The 18,049-nt window shown below is 57.7% G+C and carries 15 protein-coding genes; 2 read left to right on the forward strand and 13 right to left on the reverse strand.

Annotated features, from left to right (window positions below; genetic code table 11):
- Positions 1-207: 207 nt before the first annotated feature.
- The 7 genes from AC07W5_RS18290 to AC07W5_RS18320 form a co-directional block, all read right to left on the reverse strand.
- On the reverse strand, positions 208-1,620 hold the full coding sequence (locus AC07W5_RS18290; protein WP_495024022.1) for an aldehyde dehydrogenase family protein: 1,413 nt from the start codon (positions 1,618-1,620) through the stop codon (positions 208-210).
- Positions 1,621-1,630: 10 nt separating this feature from the next.
- Positions 1,631-2,674, reverse strand: coding sequence for a homoserine dehydrogenase (locus tag AC07W5_RS18295; RefSeq protein WP_495024023.1), 1,044 nt, complete (start codon positions 2,672-2,674; stop codon positions 1,631-1,633).
- Between the two features lie 173 nt (positions 2,675-2,847).
- Positions 2,848-3,285 carry an Lrp/AsnC family transcriptional regulator gene (locus AC07W5_RS18300; RefSeq protein ID WP_494995532.1) on the reverse strand — a complete coding sequence of 146 codons (438 nt, stop codon included), beginning with the start codon at positions 3,283-3,285 and terminating at the stop codon, positions 2,848-2,850.
- 20 nt (positions 3,286-3,305) lie between these two features.
- Positions 3,306-4,685: a threonine synthase gene (gene thrC / locus AC07W5_RS18305; protein WP_495024024.1), complete on the reverse strand. Its 1,380-nt coding sequence runs from the start codon at positions 4,683-4,685 to the stop codon at positions 3,306-3,308.
- Between the two features lie 16 nt (positions 4,686-4,701).
- The gene (locus AC07W5_RS18310; RefSeq protein ID WP_495024025.1) at positions 4,702-5,592 is read right to left on the reverse strand and encodes a LysR substrate-binding domain-containing protein; all 891 of its coding nucleotides are present in this window, start codon (positions 5,590-5,592) and stop codon (positions 4,702-4,704) included.
- 60 nt (positions 5,593-5,652) lie between these two features.
- Positions 5,653-7,083, reverse strand: a complete 1,431-nt coding sequence (locus tag AC07W5_RS18315) for an amino acid permease (RefSeq protein WP_495013601.1) — start codon at positions 7,081-7,083, stop codon at positions 5,653-5,655.
- A 152-nt stretch (positions 7,084-7,235) separates the two neighbouring features.
- Positions 7,236-8,513, reverse strand: coding sequence for a cystathionine gamma-synthase family protein (locus AC07W5_RS18320; RefSeq protein WP_495024026.1), 1,278 nt, complete (start codon positions 8,511-8,513; stop codon positions 7,236-7,238).
- 483 nt (positions 8,514-8,996) lie between these two features.
- Between AC07W5_RS18320 and AC07W5_RS18325 the strand changes: the two genes are divergently transcribed.
- Complete coding sequence (locus tag AC07W5_RS18325; RefSeq protein WP_495024027.1) at positions 8,997-9,200, forward strand: co-regulatory protein PtrA N-terminal domain-containing protein; 204 nt, start codon at positions 8,997-8,999, stop codon at positions 9,198-9,200.
- 224 nt (positions 9,201-9,424) lie between these two features.
- On the opposite strand, the gene AC07W5_RS18330 is transcribed toward AC07W5_RS18325, so the two are convergent.
- Positions 9,425-10,705, reverse strand: coding sequence for an HAD family hydrolase (locus AC07W5_RS18330; protein ID WP_495013598.1), 1,281 nt, complete (start codon positions 10,703-10,705; stop codon positions 9,425-9,427).
- Between the two features lie 263 nt (positions 10,706-10,968).
- On the opposite strand from AC07W5_RS18330, the gene AC07W5_RS18335 reads away from it, so the two are divergent.
- Positions 10,969-11,739, forward strand: a complete 771-nt coding sequence (locus tag AC07W5_RS18335) for a DeoR/GlpR family DNA-binding transcription regulator (RefSeq protein ID WP_495024028.1) — start codon at positions 10,969-10,971, stop codon at positions 11,737-11,739.
- 89 nt (positions 11,740-11,828) lie between these two features.
- Here the strand turns inward: AC07W5_RS18335 and AC07W5_RS18340 are convergent, their stop codons facing one another.
- The 5 genes from AC07W5_RS18340 to AC07W5_RS18360 form a co-directional block, all read right to left on the reverse strand.
- Complete coding sequence (locus AC07W5_RS18340) at positions 11,829-12,770, reverse strand: p-hydroxyphenylacetate 3-hydroxylase reductase component (RefSeq protein ID WP_495024029.1); 942 nt, start codon at positions 12,768-12,770, stop codon at positions 11,829-11,831.
- A 205-nt stretch (positions 12,771-12,975) separates the two neighbouring features.
- Positions 12,976-13,581: a hypothetical protein gene (locus tag AC07W5_RS18345; RefSeq protein WP_495024030.1), complete on the reverse strand. Its 606-nt coding sequence runs from the start codon at positions 13,579-13,581 to the stop codon at positions 12,976-12,978.
- 549 nt (positions 13,582-14,130) lie between these two features.
- Positions 14,131-15,354, reverse strand: coding sequence for a patatin-like phospholipase family protein (locus tag AC07W5_RS18350; RefSeq protein ID WP_495024031.1), 1,224 nt, complete (start codon positions 15,352-15,354; stop codon positions 14,131-14,133).
- Positions 15,355-15,772: 418 nt separating this feature from the next.
- On the reverse strand, positions 15,773-16,618 hold the full coding sequence (locus AC07W5_RS18355; RefSeq protein WP_495024032.1) for an amidohydrolase family protein: 846 nt from the start codon (positions 16,616-16,618) through the stop codon (positions 15,773-15,775).
- A 28-nt stretch (positions 16,619-16,646) separates the two neighbouring features.
- Positions 16,647-17,936, reverse strand: coding sequence for an MFS transporter (locus AC07W5_RS18360; RefSeq protein WP_495024033.1), 1,290 nt, complete (start codon positions 17,934-17,936; stop codon positions 16,647-16,649).
- Between the last annotated feature and the right edge of the window lie 113 nt (positions 17,937-18,049).

Raw genomic sequence — 18,049 nt, forward strand, 5'->3', positions numbered from 1 at the left:
TACCGCAGTGACTGTTTTACGACTGCTGCGCAGCCGGACGCAGGCTTCGCCAGCTGCTACTGTCCGCGTAATGTCTTAACTGACTGGCATTGCCAAAAGAACCCGTTTTTAACCCTTCTATATAGTAGAGCCGTCAGCACCTATATATAGAAGGGAACACTCACAGTACGCCAGCATCAATCTTGCGCAGCCCCCCAGCACAATGAATCAACGAAGATTATTCAGGCACACCACTTTGGGTTGAGTCATTTCTTCATAGGCGAAGCGAACACCCTCCCGGCCCAGGCTGCCATACTTGAAGCCGCCAAACGGCATCGCATCGAAGCGGTAGTCGGACGAATCGTTAATCATCACGCCCCCCGCTTCGATCCTCCGTGCAGCACTCATTGCCGTTCCCAAATCATTGGTGAAGATCCCGGCATGCAAGCTGTACTCGGGCTCATTGGCCAGGGCAATGGCTTCATCGAAGGTTTCGAAGGACTGAAGCACCACCACCGGCGCAAACACTTCATTGCGCCATAGCCGGCTGGCGTGATCGACATTCTCCAGCACTGTCGCGGCGTAACATGCGCCCTCTCGCTGGTGCCCGCAAAGCAGCCTGGCCCCCTCTTGCATTGCCTCGCTCACAACCCTCTCGGCACTCTGAGCAGCCTGTAACGTTATCATCGGACCGATGTCCGTGGTGGCCAATGCCGGGTTACCCGCAACCAAGGTTTTCGAGAGGTTGACGAACCGGTCTCGAAAAGCTTCATAGATAGAAGCCTGAATCAGAAGGCGCTGAGTACCAATGCAGTTCTGCCCGGCGGCCCAGAATGCCCCGGATACACAACTCTCGATTGCGGCATCGAGGTCGCAGTCGCCCATCACGATGACCGGCGCATTACCGCCCAGGTCCATGGCCAGTTTCTTCAAGCCGGCAGTGCGGGCAATTTGCTCCCCCGTGACGAACCCTCCGGTAAAAGAGATCATCCTGACCTCACGGGCGGCGACCAGGGCCTTGCCCAGCGCAGCCCCTCCGGTCGCGACCGTGACCACCGACTCCGGCAGACCCGCGTCCACCAGATACCCTACCAGCTTGATCGCCGACAAAGGCGCCAGCTCGGACGGTTTGAGGATGACCGCATTGCCGCCGGCTATGGCCGGGCCCAGCTTGTGCGCCACCAGGTTCAACGGATCGTTGTAAGGGGTGATTGCCACAATCAGGCCCAGCGGCTCCCGAGAGAACCAGCCCTGCCGCGACTCGGAGCCTTCATAGGCGTCGAACGGCACGACTTCCCCCGCATTGCGCCCGGCCTCTTGCGCGGACAGTTTCAGGGTGTTGACGCAACGTTTGACTTCTTTTTCCGCCTGCTTGATGGTTTTACCGGCCTCGTCGACGATCAGCCGGGCGAACGCCCCGCCATCCCGCTCGATGTTCAGGGCTGCTTGCTCAAGAATCCGAGCCCTGCGATAACGCGGCAATCCGGCGCATGTTTGCGCACCACTGCGCCCCTGCGCCAGCAGATTCGGGACTTGAGACGCACACATATCAGGTACCGACCCGATGACGCTTGCGTCAAACGGGTTCAACACGTCGATTTGATTCCCAACCACGGCCATGGCCAAGCGCGATACGTTCACAGGCCTTCTCCTAGTTGTTCGCAACCGACTTATGGATGTTGATGATGTCCGACAGCAGCGCGAACGCGGTTTCCGTCCGCCCGGCGCCCGGGCCCGATACGGTGACCGCCCCCAGCAGCCCGGTATTGAACGACACCGCGTTGGTCGCGCCAGCGATGCTGGCCAATGGGTGAGCGTTGCTCAACAGCCTGGGTTCGACACTGGCACTGACCGAGCCATCAGCGTTGCGCGTGGCGGCGCCGATGAGTTTCCAGCGCGCGCCGTTGTGCCGGGCGTTCTCAATGTCGTCCAGGCCCAGGGGCGAAATACCGCGGCAGCTGACGTCGCTGACACTCAAGTGGGCATTGAGCAGTTCGTTGGCCAGAATCACCACTTTGAGGCGCACATCATGCCCCTCGACATCCGCGGTCGGGTCGGCTTCGGCATAACCCTGCTCCTGGGCTTTGCTGACTGCCTCGGCGAAACCCAGACCGCCTTCCATGCTGGTGAGGACAAAGTTGGAAGTGCCGTTGAGGATCCCTTCGAAGCCGACAATCGAACTGCCTGCCAGAGACTGCCTGGCAAGCCGGATCACCGGCGTACCACTCATCACTGAACCTTCGTATTCAAAGGCGACGTTATTGCGCTGGGCCAGCGCTTTCAGCTCTGCGCCATGCAAAGCAATCGGCCCCTTATTGGTCGTCACCACGTGCTTGCGGTTTTCCAGGGCCCAGCGGCAGAACGAGGTGGCCGGCTCGCCGTCTACAGGGTTGGTGAAGGTTGCTTCGGCGATGATGTCTGCACCGGAATGCTTGATCACAGCTTCATTGAAGGCTTCGGCATTACCGCCAGGCAGCTGCGCGAAAGCGCCCTTGACTGCAGGGAGGTTCGCCAACAGCCCGGCATCCAGGCCGTCACGGCCGATGACAGAGCCCAGAAACAGATCAGTGACGCCGACGATTTTCAAGGTAAAACCGAACTCTTGTTGCCACGCCTTATTACGCTCGGCGATGAGCTGAGCCAATGCACGATTGACACCGCCGAAGCCGACCAACGCAAGTTTGTATTCAGTCATTTTTGTTATCTTCCATCCGGGTTATTAGCTGTTGGGCTCTAGATTAGGATGGAGGCCATGGCAGTGAAATATGGCGATTTGCTCTATTTTATGGCCGTTTTGATCAGCGCACGGGCAAAGTGCCCAGACATAAAAAAGCCAACAATCGTTGGCTTCTCAGACGGGCAATAACCCTAAACAACAGATGACAGGACAAATGAAGTCACGGTGTTTTCCACCCCCGACAGGGCGGATATTTCATTCCAGACTTTATGCACCCGCTCGGGGCTCGAAGCGCCGACTCGCACCATCAGATCGAACTCCCCACTCATCACATCGCACTGGATTATTTCGGGTATTTTCTGCAGTGCCTGCAATACCTCCGCGCCGCGCATGCGGTCATAGCGATAGACGAATATCACCGCATTGATATTGGCTGATGACTGATGCCCCACGCCCGTGCGTAGCGTATATCCCTGTATCGCACCATCGCGTTCGAGCCGTTCGATGCGCTGTCGCACCGCATTGCGCGACAGGTTCACTTTGGTCGCCAGCTCGGCGTGAGCAGCTCGGGCATTCAGCCTGAGCTCGGCAATGATGCGCTCATCGAGCGGATCCAGAATTCGCTTCACTTAGCCCCCTTGTCGCGTCTTCAAAGACCGCGGAGCACTTGATGGATGGTTTCGATGTCGTCGGGCTGAATGCGGTAAACCTGCTGCGACGATTGAACCGTGAGCGGGCTTCGCTGTGGCACCGAGGTGATCCCCAGCTCACCGAGCAACGCCGCTGACTTGACTGGCGAGATCTCGCCCAGTGTGACCATCGGCGCCGCCAGGCTTCTGCGGTACAGCCGGGCCGCCAGAACGCCTGTGGCTGCATGAGGGTCGATGACATATCCGGTATCACGGTAGAGGGTGGTGATTTCCTTCAGGGTCTCGTCATCGCTGACTGAGTAAGAGTCGATGATCATCCGTGCCTGCAACCAGAACTCATTGGCGATGGTCATCTCGCCATGGGCCTCGAACTCTGTCATCAGCGCGCTCACTGCCTGATGATCGTGCCCGTAGAGCTCCCACAGAAAGCGTTCGAGATTGGAAAAAATCGACAGGTCCATGGCTGGCGACAAGCTCTTGCTGGCCCGCGACCTGGAGTAATGGTTTTTCAGAAACAGCTGGTGCAGCGCGTCGTTCCGATTGGTGGCAACGATCATTTGGGTGATCGGCAGGCCCATCTTTTGCGCGATATAGCCCGCATAGACTTCGGCGAAACTGGCCGCCGGCACGCTGAATCCGATCGGCCGCTGACCACCGCCCAGTTGCAGCACGGCGTGAAAATAAAACACCAACTGCGCCATCACGCTGACCCAGTTGTTCGAGTTGAAACTGATCGCCTCGCACTGCGCGGATGGCCATTGTCGCAACAACCGGGTGACGATGGTCTGGCAATCGTCAAAGCTGCCGTTCACGGCGAATCTGTGCAGCCTGGGGTGAGCGGCAGCCTGCAGATGCTGCAGCTGATCATCAGGCACACCGGCTTGCGGGTAGAACACCACCACGGCGGTTTCGTCGCAGTCTTTGAACGCCTCGATGGCGGCAAGCCCGGTATCCCCATTGGTCGCCCCCAGCATGACCGCACGCTGCTGGCGTTTAACGAGGAAATAGTCGACCAGGCGCGCTTGCAGCTGGGCAGAAAAATCTTTCGAGGAACGTGTCGGTCCATGGAACAACTCCAGTACCCATTCGTTCCTGTCGACCTGATGCAAGGGCGCGACGGAGCGATGACTGAAGGTGCTGTAGGCTTCCTTGAGCAGACGTTTGAAATCCACTTCGGGGATTGACTGGCCTACGAACGGACTCATGACCCTATAGGCCAGTTCTTCATAGGGCAACGTTGACCAGTTGGCGATTTCCTGCGCGCTGAACAGCGGCAGGCTGACCGGCACGAATAGCCCGCCGTCGTCGGCGACTCCGGATAATACGACCCTCTCGAAATCGGCCTGCACGGCCAAACTTCGTGTACTCACATAGCGCATGGTTGACTCCGGCCATTCATTTGTAACGATGTGCCTGCTCGACCAGCCAGGTGGAAAACATGACCGCATCGGGATGCTGATCGGCTCCGGAACCGCGTACCAGGTAAAAGGACTCGCTGGCCTCGATCCGCTGTGCGAAGGGTTCGACAAGACGACCGTCCTGGAGCATCTCATCGACCATGGATGAGCGAGCCAGGGCGATACCCTGGCCGAGCTCAGCCATGCGCAACGTCGAAATGAGGGTATCGAACTGCATGCCCGTCGACGAATCGACAGCGTCTGCACCGACCATTTTCAACCAGTACCCCCACCCTTCTTCATACCCCAACACGTGCAGCAAAGGATGCCGGGCCACGTCGCCTGGCACCTCCAGCGGCGCGCTCGCCATCAACCCCGGCGAGCAGACCGGGAACAAGGTGTCCCAGGTCAGGCGCTGAGACACCAGGCCTGTCCATTGTCCGTGGCCCCAGCGGATCTCCATGTCGTCCTCACCATCGAGTTCCTTTACCCAGATGTTGCTGATGTAGCGTATATCCACATGCGGATTAGCCTGGCGAAAGTCGACCAGCTTTGGCGCCAGCCAGTGCACGAAAAAAGACAGGCTGCCACGCACCTTGATCGGTCGCCTTTTATGCTGACCAAAAATTTCATTGGTGCCGACCGCCAATCGCGTAATCGCATCTTGCACGACAGGCAAATACGACTGACCTTCTTCGGTCAAACCCAAACCACGGGGCAAGCGTTTGAACAGTGCCACACCCAGGTGGCTTTCCAATTGCCGGATCTGTTGGCTGACCGCGCCTTGGGTCAAAAACAACTCTTCGGCCGCATGGGTGAAATTCAAACAGCGGGCAGATACCTCAAATGCGCGAAGCCAATTGAGCGGGGGTAACGTCTTTTGATTCATTGCCTGGACCTCATTGACGCCCCCTGCACCAAGCGCTGTTGCCCACATCGTCGATACCGCTTAGAACGCATCGGACGGTTGTGCCAAGGGGGCAACCGACAAGCGACGCTCGCGGTTCTTGCGGGTAATGTAATACACGAAATAGCACCAGGCGATGAACGGCAAGCCGAAGTACAGTGCCACACGCTGCTCAGGGTCAAAGGCGATCCCCACACAGGCCAGACTGCAACAGACCAGCGCACCCAGCGGCACCCATGGATACCCCCGTACGCGAAACTTGAGGTCCCTGATATCGCCGCCATTGGCCACATAATGGCGACGGAACGCGATCTGACTCGCGGCAATGCTCATCCACACTACAACCACCGCCAGCCCGGAAATCGAAACCAGCGCCAGGTAGATGGTATCGGGGGCAAACACACTGCTCAGCAGCGATGCCGCACCGCCCACCATACTGACCACGATGGCATTGAACGGTGTCCCCATGCGGGTCAACGCAGAGAACTGCTTCGGCAGATGACCTTGATCACTCAGCGTCCAGAGCATGCGCGAAGCGGCGTACAACCCGGAATTGGCGGCGGACAACAGTGCACTGATGATCACGAAGTTCATGATGTCGGCGGAGTACGGGATACCGATATAGGTGAACACCGTCACAAACGGGCTCTCGACCAATCCGGCCTGCTCGCGCGGCAACAACGTCGCCAGAACGAAAATGGTCCCTACGAAGAAGATCGCCAGGCGCAGTACGGTGGTGCGGATGGCCCGCGGTACATTGCGCTGAGGATCTTTGGTTTCGCCCGCGGCAATACCGATCAGCTCGGTGCCGGAAAAAGCAAAGGACACCGCCAGCAAGGTCATGGCAATCGACATGAAACCTGTAGGGAACAGCCCCTCGCGGGTGAAGTTACTTAGCCCGATGCTGTGCGCCTGATCGATTTGAAACACGCCAATGATCGCCCCGCCACCGACCACCAGGAACGCCAATACCGTCAGTACCTTGACCAGCGACAACCAGAACTCCGTCTCGGCAAACAGCCTGACCGACACGACGTTACTGAGGAACACCACCATGGAAAACAACGCACTCCAGATCCATACCGGCGTGCTCGGAAACCAACGCGCCATCAGGATACCCGCTGCGGTAAATTCGGAGCCGATCGCTACCGTCCAGGTCAACCAGTAAAGCCAGGCCACCGTGTAGCCGGTACCCGGCCCGAGGAAGCGTGTTGCGTAGGTACTGAATGAGCCGGTTTCCGGCATCTGCACCGCCAGTTCACCCAGGCACATCATGACCATGTAGACCATCACCGCGCCGATGATGTAAGCGATTACCGCACCCAATGGGCCGGCCTGATTGACGGTGTATCCGGATGTCAGGAATAGCCCGGTACCAATAACTCCGCCCAGCGCCAACATGACAATATGGCGGGTCTGCATTTCCTGTTTGAAACCGGCACGGGTACTTATTTGTTCTTCTTTTATGGACATAGTTGACTCTCATGAAAGTTATTAGGGCAAAATAAGTTCCTGCAGTAAATTACCGGGCAGTAATACAACCAGTTTGCCGCTAAATTTTATTATTATTCCTCTTCATGAACTCCTCAGCGACTGCCTTGTCGTGAGGCATTAACGTTTAAACGTCAGTTTGCTACCTCAGCGCAAGGTTCATTCAATATTGATTGGGTTTTCGAGATTGCCTGTTCCTCCCATAAACTTCTGACCCAGGCAAAAGCCTGTTTCAAATCATCAACCAGATCATCGGTATCTTCGATGCCAACGGAAATACGCACCAACCCTTCAGAAATACCCAGGGCTAAACGCTCTTCCAGGGTGTTTTCCACATGGCTGGTTGTTCTGGCCGGCCCATAGATGGTTTCAACCGCACCCAGGTTCCCGGCACAGTGAGCAAAGCGTAAGCGTGGCAACAGCACTTTGACCGTGTCCATGCCACCGGCCACGACAAAACTGACGATTGCCCCGAACCCGCGCATTTGCGCGCAAGCGACGTCATGGTTCGGGTGATTGGGTAAGCCGGGATAGTTCACCGACTCCACCAAGGGTTCAGTACTCAGGAACTCTGCCAGGGCGCGGGCACTGTGTTGCTGCTGGCGCACCCGCAGTGCGAGTGTCTTCATGCCACGAATGATCATATAGGCCGAGAACGGATCGAGCGTGGCGCCATTGATTTCCCGGTAATGGCGAACTTTCGCCATCAACGGTTCGGCACCGCACACCAAGCCGCCCAGTACATCGCCATGGCCACTGAGAAACTTGGTAGCGCTATGAACAACTACATCCACGCCCAGCGCCAGCGGGTTCTGATTCAAGGGGGTGGCAAAAGTATTGTCCGCCACCACCAGGGCGCCGACGCGCCTGGCCGCCGCTACAAGGCGTTTGATATCGACTATTTTCAGCGTCGGATTGGTGGGTGTTTCCAGGTAGAGAAGATCGCAGCCTTTGGCGATTTCCCGTTCGATTTCTTCTTGATCGAATGTTTCACACAACGTGACATCGACCCCCATGCGCGGCAAAAACTCTTCGAAAACCTTGTTGGTGCCACCGTAACTGTCCTTGGTTGAAACCAGCCGATTGCCATGGGACAGGAAGGTATAAAGGACACTGCTGATCGCGGCCATGCCGCTGCTGAATGCCACGGCTGATTCCGCATTTTCAAGTTCGCGGATTTTCGCCTCGAGCGTCTCCACCGTGGGGTTGCTCATGCGGCTGTAAATAAAGCCTGGACTCTTGCCCAGAGCCACGTCGTACCAGACATCGATATCGTCGTAACCGTATGCGGCGCTGACCACGATGGGTGTTTGCGTGGCGTTGTAGGGATGCCTGACTTGCTCCCCGCCCCAGACAACTTTGGTCCCCGTTCCGGCGTTATCAAGCCCTGCGCTGTCAGGTTTTATTTTCATTAAGACTACCCGCATTGAATGGTGGCGAATGTTTGCTGATTCGCTTGATCTGGGCGCCAATATAGTCAAAAGCCATGTTCTGGAGAAACGATGTTATCCGGGCCAAAGGGGCGTTTTTTTTAATGGCTGTTTAACGTGCGGGGGTGTTTGAAATAGAGGGAACGGTAAAAGCAATGCTCGCGCCGGTACAGTGACAGGTCGACCTGCATCGGCTTCAGACCGATTGATTGGCGCTCAACTGCTTACTTCTCCAATTATCAAGATCACTTCAATCTTTTAATGCCGTACTTCAAGCGGATCCAGCGGGAATCCGCAGCGACTCAGTTATCCGAAGCGATCTGAAGAAGGAAAAAAGAGCACAAATAGCTTTACTGTCAAAAAATTCATGTGCCGGGGAACGGGCTGAAATACGGCTCGCTTCAGAATTAGCTCAAGCCAGCAAGCTTTCGCTCTGGCAGAACCCGAAGACTGGAGAGTTCCCCCATGAAAGCCCTTAAAGCATTTTTGATTGTCACCCTGATGAGTGCCTCTGTAGCTGCGATGGCCGAAGGCGGTAGCGACAAGGTAATGGAAAGAATGGAGGCCGCGGCTGATTCCTCCATGGCGCATTACCAGCAGTCTGAACATGCACAGGCGGTGGCAAGCAATCAAAAAGCGGCGGCTAATAATGCCGAACGCTCAAACTGACAGTGCACGCCACCGATCAAGTCAACTTGGCAGCCGGGTTATTCGTCATGCACTTAGCGTGTCATGGGATGCAGTCGGGAAACTGCCGCAGTGCGCGAATTCGGTCAGTTGCTGTTGAAGCCTGACCGGGCTCTGAGCGATGGAGGCGGTGGACGCCCTCTTGATTTTCCAGCCATTGCATTGCGGCTCGCGGATGGCAGCCAACCACCCGCGAGCCAGTGCCATCAAGCCAGCAGCTTAAGCTCGCTTTTGCCGTACTTGAGGGATTTTTCGTCCGGGATCATCAGGCCAGTGTGCTCGTCGCGCCCCTGCAGGATGAAGCGGGCGTTTGGGGTGCCCAGCTGGGTGGCGGCCTGCTGGCTGTCGGTGCCGATCTCGCCCTTCTTCATGCGGTTGACGATCACCCCCACCGCCGTGTCGTTGAAATCGCGCAGCATCCAGGCATCGCCGTCGCTGTCGCCGGCCACCAGCACCGGGCCGTAGCCCTTTTGTTTCACCAGCACGTTGTTGATGCCGACAGTCTTGCCCGGCCCGTAATTGAAGTGCCAGCCCGGCAGATAGCGGCTGGTGTACTTGCCCTCTTCCATCGCCATGCGCAGGCCGATCACGTTCTCAGGCGGCACGCCGTAGCCGTAATTGGGATGGCCGGCGAACACCCGCACCACATCGTCGATCGAGGCGGTGCTGACATAGACGTCGATGCCGTTGGCGCGCAGCGAGTGCATCAAGCCGCGGATCTCCTCATGGATGCGGATGCCATGGAAGTGGGTGTCCGCCACCACCCCTGCCTTGCCCGAAAGCGTGCGGGAACTCTCGTATTTGACCTTGCGCAGCGCGTCACCGATCGCGTAGTTGTTCGAGGCCTCGGCCATCGCCTGCAATTCGGCCGTGGTCATGTTCTTGTAGAAGTACAGAATCCACTTGTAGCCGATCTCCACCGGGTAACTGTCGCAGATCGCGTCATACATGAAATAGAGCTTGGCGAGGAAGTCCTTGTACTGCTCGCTGGTCTGGATTTCCTCCAGGCTCTTGTCACCAGCGAGTCCCTTGTAGTTGGCGTGCAACCAGCGGTAATCGGCTTCCACGTCGCTGGCGATGTCTTCCATCTTGACCGGCTTACCGTCCACGGTGGTGTAGTCCTTCATGAACGGGCCGTTCGGCACGTCCTGGCGCAGCACGGCGGCGAACTCATCGGGCGTCAGCTTGTACTGCAAATGATTGATCTGGTAGACCAGCAGCGCTTCTTCACAGTCGTTCATGATGCAGGTGTTGTCCCAGTCGAACACCGCGTATGGGCGCTGCTCCGGGCGGTAGGACGGGCTCTTGACGCCGTGCTGGTCGATCACCGCCTGCAGGCGTTTTTTGTTGAGTGGCGACCAGCGCGCCGGGTCCAGCTCGCTCGGCGTGGCTGGGGGCGTGGCGGCTTGCGTTATGCGTGATGACAACAACAGCGGACTGACAACGGAAACGGTGGCGAGGGTGTTCAGAAACTGGCGACGCTGCATGGCATAGCTCCTACTTCTAGACGAGAGGTTACAACCGAGGCGATGGCGAAAGCGTGTTTCGAAATATGGACGAGAGGGAAAAACCGTCCGGCGACGAGGCTATCTTCAAATACACAAAAATACAATATTGCCACAATATTACACTTTCATGATTCGCAGGCTGCGCCTGAGCAATGTTTACAGGGCCGAGTCGAACTTGACAGTGACCGATCCCCCCCCACAATGCGTGCTCGGACAGCGACTCAACAGCAGGGACACCCGGCATGTGGCAAGAAGAGCGTTACCAGCGGATCCGCGCACTGCTATCGACCTTGCAGCGCGTTACCACCGACCGCATCGTCACGGAGCTGAATGTTTCACGCGAGACCGTGCGGCGCGATCTGGTCGCTCTGGAAGAACTGGGGGAGTTGAAGCGGATACACGGCGGCGCCATCCGCGTCGAGGACGAGGCGCCAATCGCCGAGCGTGCGCACATCAACGTCAAATTCAAGCGTGACCTGGCGCGCGCCGCGGTCAGCCTGCTGTCGCACGGACAAACTGTGTTTATCGACGCGGGCACCACCACGGTCATCCTTGCCGAAGAGCTGGCCAAGCTGGGCGGGTTAACCGTGATCACCAACTCGTTCAACGTGGCACTGCAATTGCGCAATCCCGCCGTGCCGGGCGGCCAGCACAACGAGGTGATCGTACTGGGCGGTTCACTCGACGACCGTGCTCCGGCTACGGTCGGTGGCACCACAGTAGCGGAAATTGGCCGCTATCGGGCCGACCTCGCGCTGTTGTCGCCCGTTGGCATCGATGCCCAGCGCGGTGCCAGCAACTACGACCACCGTGAAGCCGAAGTGGCGCGCGCCATGACTGACCATGCCGAGCGCGTGGTCATCCTCGCCGATTACAGCAAGATCGGCGTGGAGAGCCGCGTCGCCTTCTGCCCGCCAGAACGCATTGACCTGCTCATCACCAACCACAGGGCCAGTACCGAAGCAGCGTTCGCCGCACTGAACGCCAGGCTCAAACGCATTATCCTGGCGTAGCGGTGGCCTGCCGGTTCAGGGGGGGAATCAGGGCAGCGTGATGCCCAAGATGCGGCGCAATCCGCCTGGTCGGCAGTGACAAGCGACCGTCAGACTCCTTGAATCACACCCTTGAGCACGCTTTTGAAATGCTCGACTTGTGCCTGGCCAAACTGGCTGAAGACTTTGTCCTGCTGCTCTTGGGCAATGGCCCACAAGCCTTCCGTTTCGTCGATCCCTTTGCGGGTCAGACGTACCCGATCACCCTCGTCACTGACCAGCCCCTTGCGTTTGAGATTGGCCACCGCCTCTTCAATCTCTCGAACAGGCATCGCCACTTCCCGCTGCAAATCGGCCATGCTCAGACCGGCGTCGTTCTCCAGCACCATCAGCATGCGCGCTTCACTGGTGCGCAGCCCGGTGGACAATTGACGTGGCTGGTAACTGGCCTGACAGGCGCGCAACGCCTGGGTCATCAGGTAATAAAGATTGTGGCTCAGGCGGCCCTGGAAGTGGCTGCATGGCAATTGCCCCTCTTCACGTTTTGTCATGCGGGTGTGGGGCAACAGCATCGAATAGGCGCCCTGGTGATAGAGCAACGGCGAACGTCCGAAATCGTCGAACGCCACCACTTTGCCGATCATGATCCAGTGATCGCCACCGTCGACTTGCTGAAACTTTTCACAGTGGAAACGCGCCGAGCAGTCGACAAAGACCGGCGCCCCCCCTTCGCCCGCCTCGAATTCAATTTCGGCGAAGCGGTCTTCCTTGGGCCGTGCGAAGTTGTTCGAAAGATCAATCTGATCGGCAGCCAGTACGTTAACCGCAAAGTGGCTGGCGGCTTCGAACACTTCATGACTGCTGGAGCGCTTGTCGATGCTCCACAAAATCAGCGGCGGATCCAGCGATACCGAGTTGAAACTGTTGGCCGTCACGCCTACCTTGCGCCCATCTTCAGTGGCCGCCGTGACAACAGTCACGCCTGTTGCAAAATTGCCTAGGGCCCGGAGAAACGCACGGGTGTCGAAGGCAGTATCAGAAACAATAGACATGCAAGACTCCTGGGCCATCGCAATTGACGGCCTCGATTGTTGTTGTATGAACCGGATCTCAGCGAGCTGGCAGGTCAAACCATGGCTGGATCGGGTTCCAGGCCCATCAGCTCACGACCCAGGAATCGTCTCGAAAACATGGTCTGTAGGCACTACCGAGCGCTGTGCGGAGGGCCCGAGTACAGGCACGGTGATCGTAATCAGATCACCCAATCAGGTTTTTGATGATGGCCCGGCTACCGCGCTGGTCTTCCAGGTCGTGATCAATGATGTATTGATAGACGGCTTGTGCTTCCTCTCGGCTGCGCGGCTTGATTTGCGCCAGTACTTCGAATATGAACCACTCGCGTATCGTTGCCTCAGTGTGCCTGTCCCCTGGCACCCCGCAGGCCTTGCGCAACAGATAAAGCTCGTTCCAGTAACCGAGTTCATGCAGGCAGTCTGCCAAGGTATAAGGCATCAAGTCAGGCCTGTCCTTGAAGCGCTTTGCCGTAGCCGCTCTGTCGTAATCGAGAGTTGAACTGACACCGCCGCTTACTTGATAAAGCGCAGTGGCACAAAACCGCTCAGCCGGCGTCTCTTGGCCAATCGACTCACCAAAACGCATCTTGACTTCCAACTGTCGTTGACGGTTTTCAATCGAGCGCGCGATCAAAGTGTCCTGATGACCGAAGCCGGTCAGGAGAAGCGTCGAAGGAGTAAGGTCCGGGACCTGCGCATCGGGGATCGCGGTGGTGTTCTCGCAGATCGGCGGCAGGCTGAACAGGCTGCGATGGTTAACATTGCCTACAGGGTGGTCCAGGTAATGCATTGAAAAACTTCCCCAGGATACACGTGACTCGAGCTAACACAGGGTCAGTTGTCGATGCCTTATGGACCGACGTGCTTACCTGATAGGGATTATCCATGAAGCACTCAGTGCTAATGCCTATGTCCATATTTGTTCAGAATTGAAGTGGGATTCTCGACTTCAAAATCGGCGGCCTTGCGCCAGCAACACAGGCGGCCGGCAGTGCGCGCGTCTCCACCGGCCAGGCACTCTTTGGCGAAGGCCGGGCGCGCACCACCCTGGCCTTGTAGTTGAGCTACTTCTTCACTCTGACCTGATGTACATGCTGCTCAATTGGCTGCCTTCATGGGTTTCCTGCCTGACCTTGAGAGGCTGCCCAGCGGCTATCGGGTACAGTCACCACCGACCGTATCTGTCGACACCTTGCGACCAAGGGACGGAGGCTGTCCAGGCTGCGGCGTATCGGCCGTGAAATCGTCGAGTCGTGGCGGCTGATGCTGGTCTGAAAAGTCTGTCACTCATCACGCCCAAGCACGGCTGGACCCGGCTCTCCCGGACGACCTGTATTGCTCATAGGGGAGCCAGAGAACCGGGCCTCTCTAACGCCTTTTCGCTCGGCGGCGATTTATGCCACGGATAGCCCTTCGCGCTGAGTTGAAAGGCGTAATCGAATAAACGCTTCATGTACTCGCCATCGAATTTCTGATTGTGCGGAAAGTAAAAGTCGGAGCCGATGTACGCAAGATTGAAGTCCGCCCCATCCTGCCGCGCGATACGGTAGATTCGATCCAGGTCGCTGATCCCCTGAGTTTGAATCAATGCACTGATGGCTCGACCGCCGATGCTCAACGTACGGCGCTTCGTTCCAGCCCATTGCGGCTCGAGTTTCCCATTGCGAATGACATAGAAATTACGTTCAAGTCGAAAAGGTGCTCCGCTGACTCTGTTCATCGCCATCAAGGTGCCAGGTGGGTAAAGGAACACTTGAGTGATGACCCCGCCGTCCACGTGCATTTCCTGAAACTGTTTGCCGTCAACGTCCACATCGATCATGACGGGTGAGACTGCACCGGGAATACTCATCGACGCGATCATGATGTTGCGAAAGAGGCCGAGCGCTCCCGGCGCTTCGCTGGAGGCAATAGCGCCCATGTTCCAGGTGACTGGCCGCCCTGAATCAAGGTCAGTTGTGCCGATCAGCAGGATTCGTCCTTTGGCGTATTCCGACGCGATCGCCGCAAGAATCTGCGCAGTGACGTATTTTGTAATGAGCCGCGACAGTGGCTTGCTGTCCGCTATACCGTCGCTAGCAAGACGGGTTAGCACGTTTCGCGAATGAAAAACGTCTTTTGGACCGATTGCGTTGGCAATACCCCGAATGACGCCGTCGTACTCAGACCCCAGGTAAGCGAACGGGGCGACCAGGGCGCCCGCGCTAATGCCCGTGACGACCTTGAACAGGGGGCGAGTCCCGTGCGCGGTCCATCCCGTAATGAGTCCCGCTGCGAATGTGCCTGCGTCACCGCCCCCCGAAACTGCCAGCATATTTGCCAGCGGCAGGATGTTGTTCGGTTTCCCGGCCCTGGCGAGCGCCTCGCTCTCGCGTTTGTTGGCCTGAATCGCATCCTGAATGAACGGAGTCAGGTCGTGGTCCAACCTGTAGCGAGCATTGGGAATGCCTGGGATGACAGCTTTTTCCGTTAAAGTTTGCGGAACAGCGTCACGGCGTGGCAGCCACGCTTGAAGCAACATGTCCAGAGTTGAGGCGCCAGGTCTGAGCAGGAATGGTTTCAAAACGCCTCCTCCGGCCCCTGCCGTCGACAGCGAACGCGCTCGTCGTATTCGGTGAAATGTCCTTACCCATGATGCCCGAGATGGCTACATGCCAGCCGACTGCGACACGTCATTCGAATGTCCAGTAGCTCATCTTGCGCTCCTTTACGTGATAAACAAACTCGTTGACCACCTCCCCCCGGGTGTTGCCATTCCATAGATAGTTTATCCGGCCCTGATAACCGAAGCCGGGGTTCTCCAAGCACCAACCCGGCAAGCCAGAAAGCTCTGGCAACTTTAAATCGCGTCCATCGACGTACGAACTGGCAGCTATCGGCTGAAGCGGCCAAGCTCGGGACTCCCAAAGCTGTACAGGCGAAAATCACGGACGATTTATGGAGCCCCGCACCGGGAGCTCCCTTGATCTCTCGTTGCAGCTTCAGGCCTCCCTTTCTTCAAACCCGAATAACACCCGAGGCGCTTCGACCAGCAACGAACGCATCAGCTGCGTCGAACACTCCAGTGCTTGCAGTTGTTCGATCACAGTACCGAAACCGACGCTTTCTTCATGTTGTGTATGCGGCCAGTCGCTGCCCCACACCAACCGGCGCAGGCCGAAGCTCTGCTCCAGCAGCGGCAATGCCGCCCGGGCGAATCCGAGGTTCTGCTGAGGCGTACCCGCCAGCCGATAGATGCCGGAGACCTTCATCCACATCTGCCCGCTTAGCCCCAATTCCAGCAACTCGGGAAACCCGGACTGATCGACACCCAAGCGGGCATCGGGACGACCGAAGTGATCGATGACGAGCTTGATGCCGAACGGGATCAGTTGACGAATCAGCGCCGGCAAATCTGCCACGTCACGATGCAGTTCGACATGCCAGTCCAGCTCAGCGAGGTGGCCGAAGAAGCCTTTCCAGGCTGGATCGCAGAAGTCAGGCAAGGCTTTGCCCATCAGGTTCAAGCGAACGCCGACCACGCCCAGTCGAGCCATGTCGTTCAACGTGTCGCGGCTGACGTCTGGCTCCACGACCACCACACCGCGCAACTGCGCTGGCGCCTGTTGCAACGCCGCCAACAGATAACTGTTGTCGGAGCCGAGAAAACTCGGCTGGACCAACACGCCATGACTCAGGCCATGCGCTCGCAAGTGTTTTTGATATTCCCCAAGCGTTGCGTCATAGCCAGGGGTATAGCGCCGGGCAGTGGCCAGGTTTAATTCGCGGTTGAACACATGAGCATGGGAGTCGATGCCGATGATCGGCGCAGAACAAGTATCAGACATGGGTTTCATCTATCGAAAGTAATGATCATCAGGCTCGAGCGCGCTCGTTGCCGTTGACGCTGACAGGCACTGAGGTGTTCGTGGCGTCGAGACTGCGACCACGGGTTTCCGGCAGACAAAGGGCCGCAACTACCGCCACGCCGTAGGCGATCCCGGCGTCGATGCCAATGGCCGAGCCCAGTGACATGGAATCACTCATATGGCCGACCAGAAACGGGAATACCGCCGAGAGCACTCGGCCGAAGTTGTAGCAAAACCCCACGCCAGCGCCGCGCACGTCCGCCGGGTACAGCTCGTTGAACAGTGCGCCGAGGCTGGCCGGAATACCCGCCGCGAAGAAGCCGAGCGGAAAACCGAGGAATAGCATTTGGGTATTGGTCAGGGGCAGGAACACGTAGCACTGCACGGTTACGACGCAGCACAGGGCGAACAGCACGATATTTTTTCGGCGGCCAATACGGTCGATCAAGAAACCGCTGACGACGCAGCCACACCAGAAGGCAAAGATGATCACGGCAAGGTAGCCGCCAGAGTTCAGCACCGACAGGTTGCGCTCGGTCTTGAGGAATGTCGGCAGCCAGGTCATCACCGCGTGGTAACCGCCGTGTGCGCCCAGGCCCAAAAGCCCGCCGAACAGCGTCACTCGCAGCAGTTCAGGGCGGAAGATGCCGGCCAGGGATTTGAAGAAGCTTTGCGCGATGGCGTTCTCTTTTTGCAGACGCTGGAAGCTGTCGGGCTCCTCGACATTGCGCCGTACCCAAATGATCAGGAGCGACGGCAACAAGCCCACGATAAACATCACCCGCCAGGCCATGTCTTGCGGTACGAAGGAATAAATCAGCGCGAACACCCCGACCGCCACGCCCCAACCTACGGCCCAGGCACTTTGTACGGTGCCCATCACTTTGCCGCGGTATTTCGGGTTGATGGTTTCGGCCATCAATACCGCGCCGGCAGCCCACTCACCGCCAATGCCGAAGCCTTGCAGCGCCTTGACGATCAGCAACTGCTGGAGCCCGGTGACGAAGGCGGACAGAAAGGTGAAGAAGGAGAACCACAAAATCATCCACTGCAACGTACGCACCCGGCCGTAGCGGTCGGACAACGTCCCCCCTACCCAACCGCCGATGGCCGAAGTGACTAGCGTGACGCCGCTAATCAGCCCGGCATCGCCCTTGGTCAGGGCGAAGGCGGCAATTAATGCCGGAATTGCCAGGCCGAACATTTGTACTTCCAGTGCGTCCAGCGACCATCCGCCGAAGCAGGCCCAAAACGTTTTGCGCTCCCGAGGAGTGACTTGGCGATACCAGCTGAACATGATTTCTTATCCTTATAAGTGGAACGTGAGGCAGCCGAGAGCGAACCGCGCCGCTACGAGGCCAGTCATGGCAAACAAAACGATGAATCCGGCAGCGATCGATTCGCCGGTGA

The sequence above is a fragment of the Pseudomonas sp. GW821-FHT01E05 genome, from assembly GCF_059422425.1.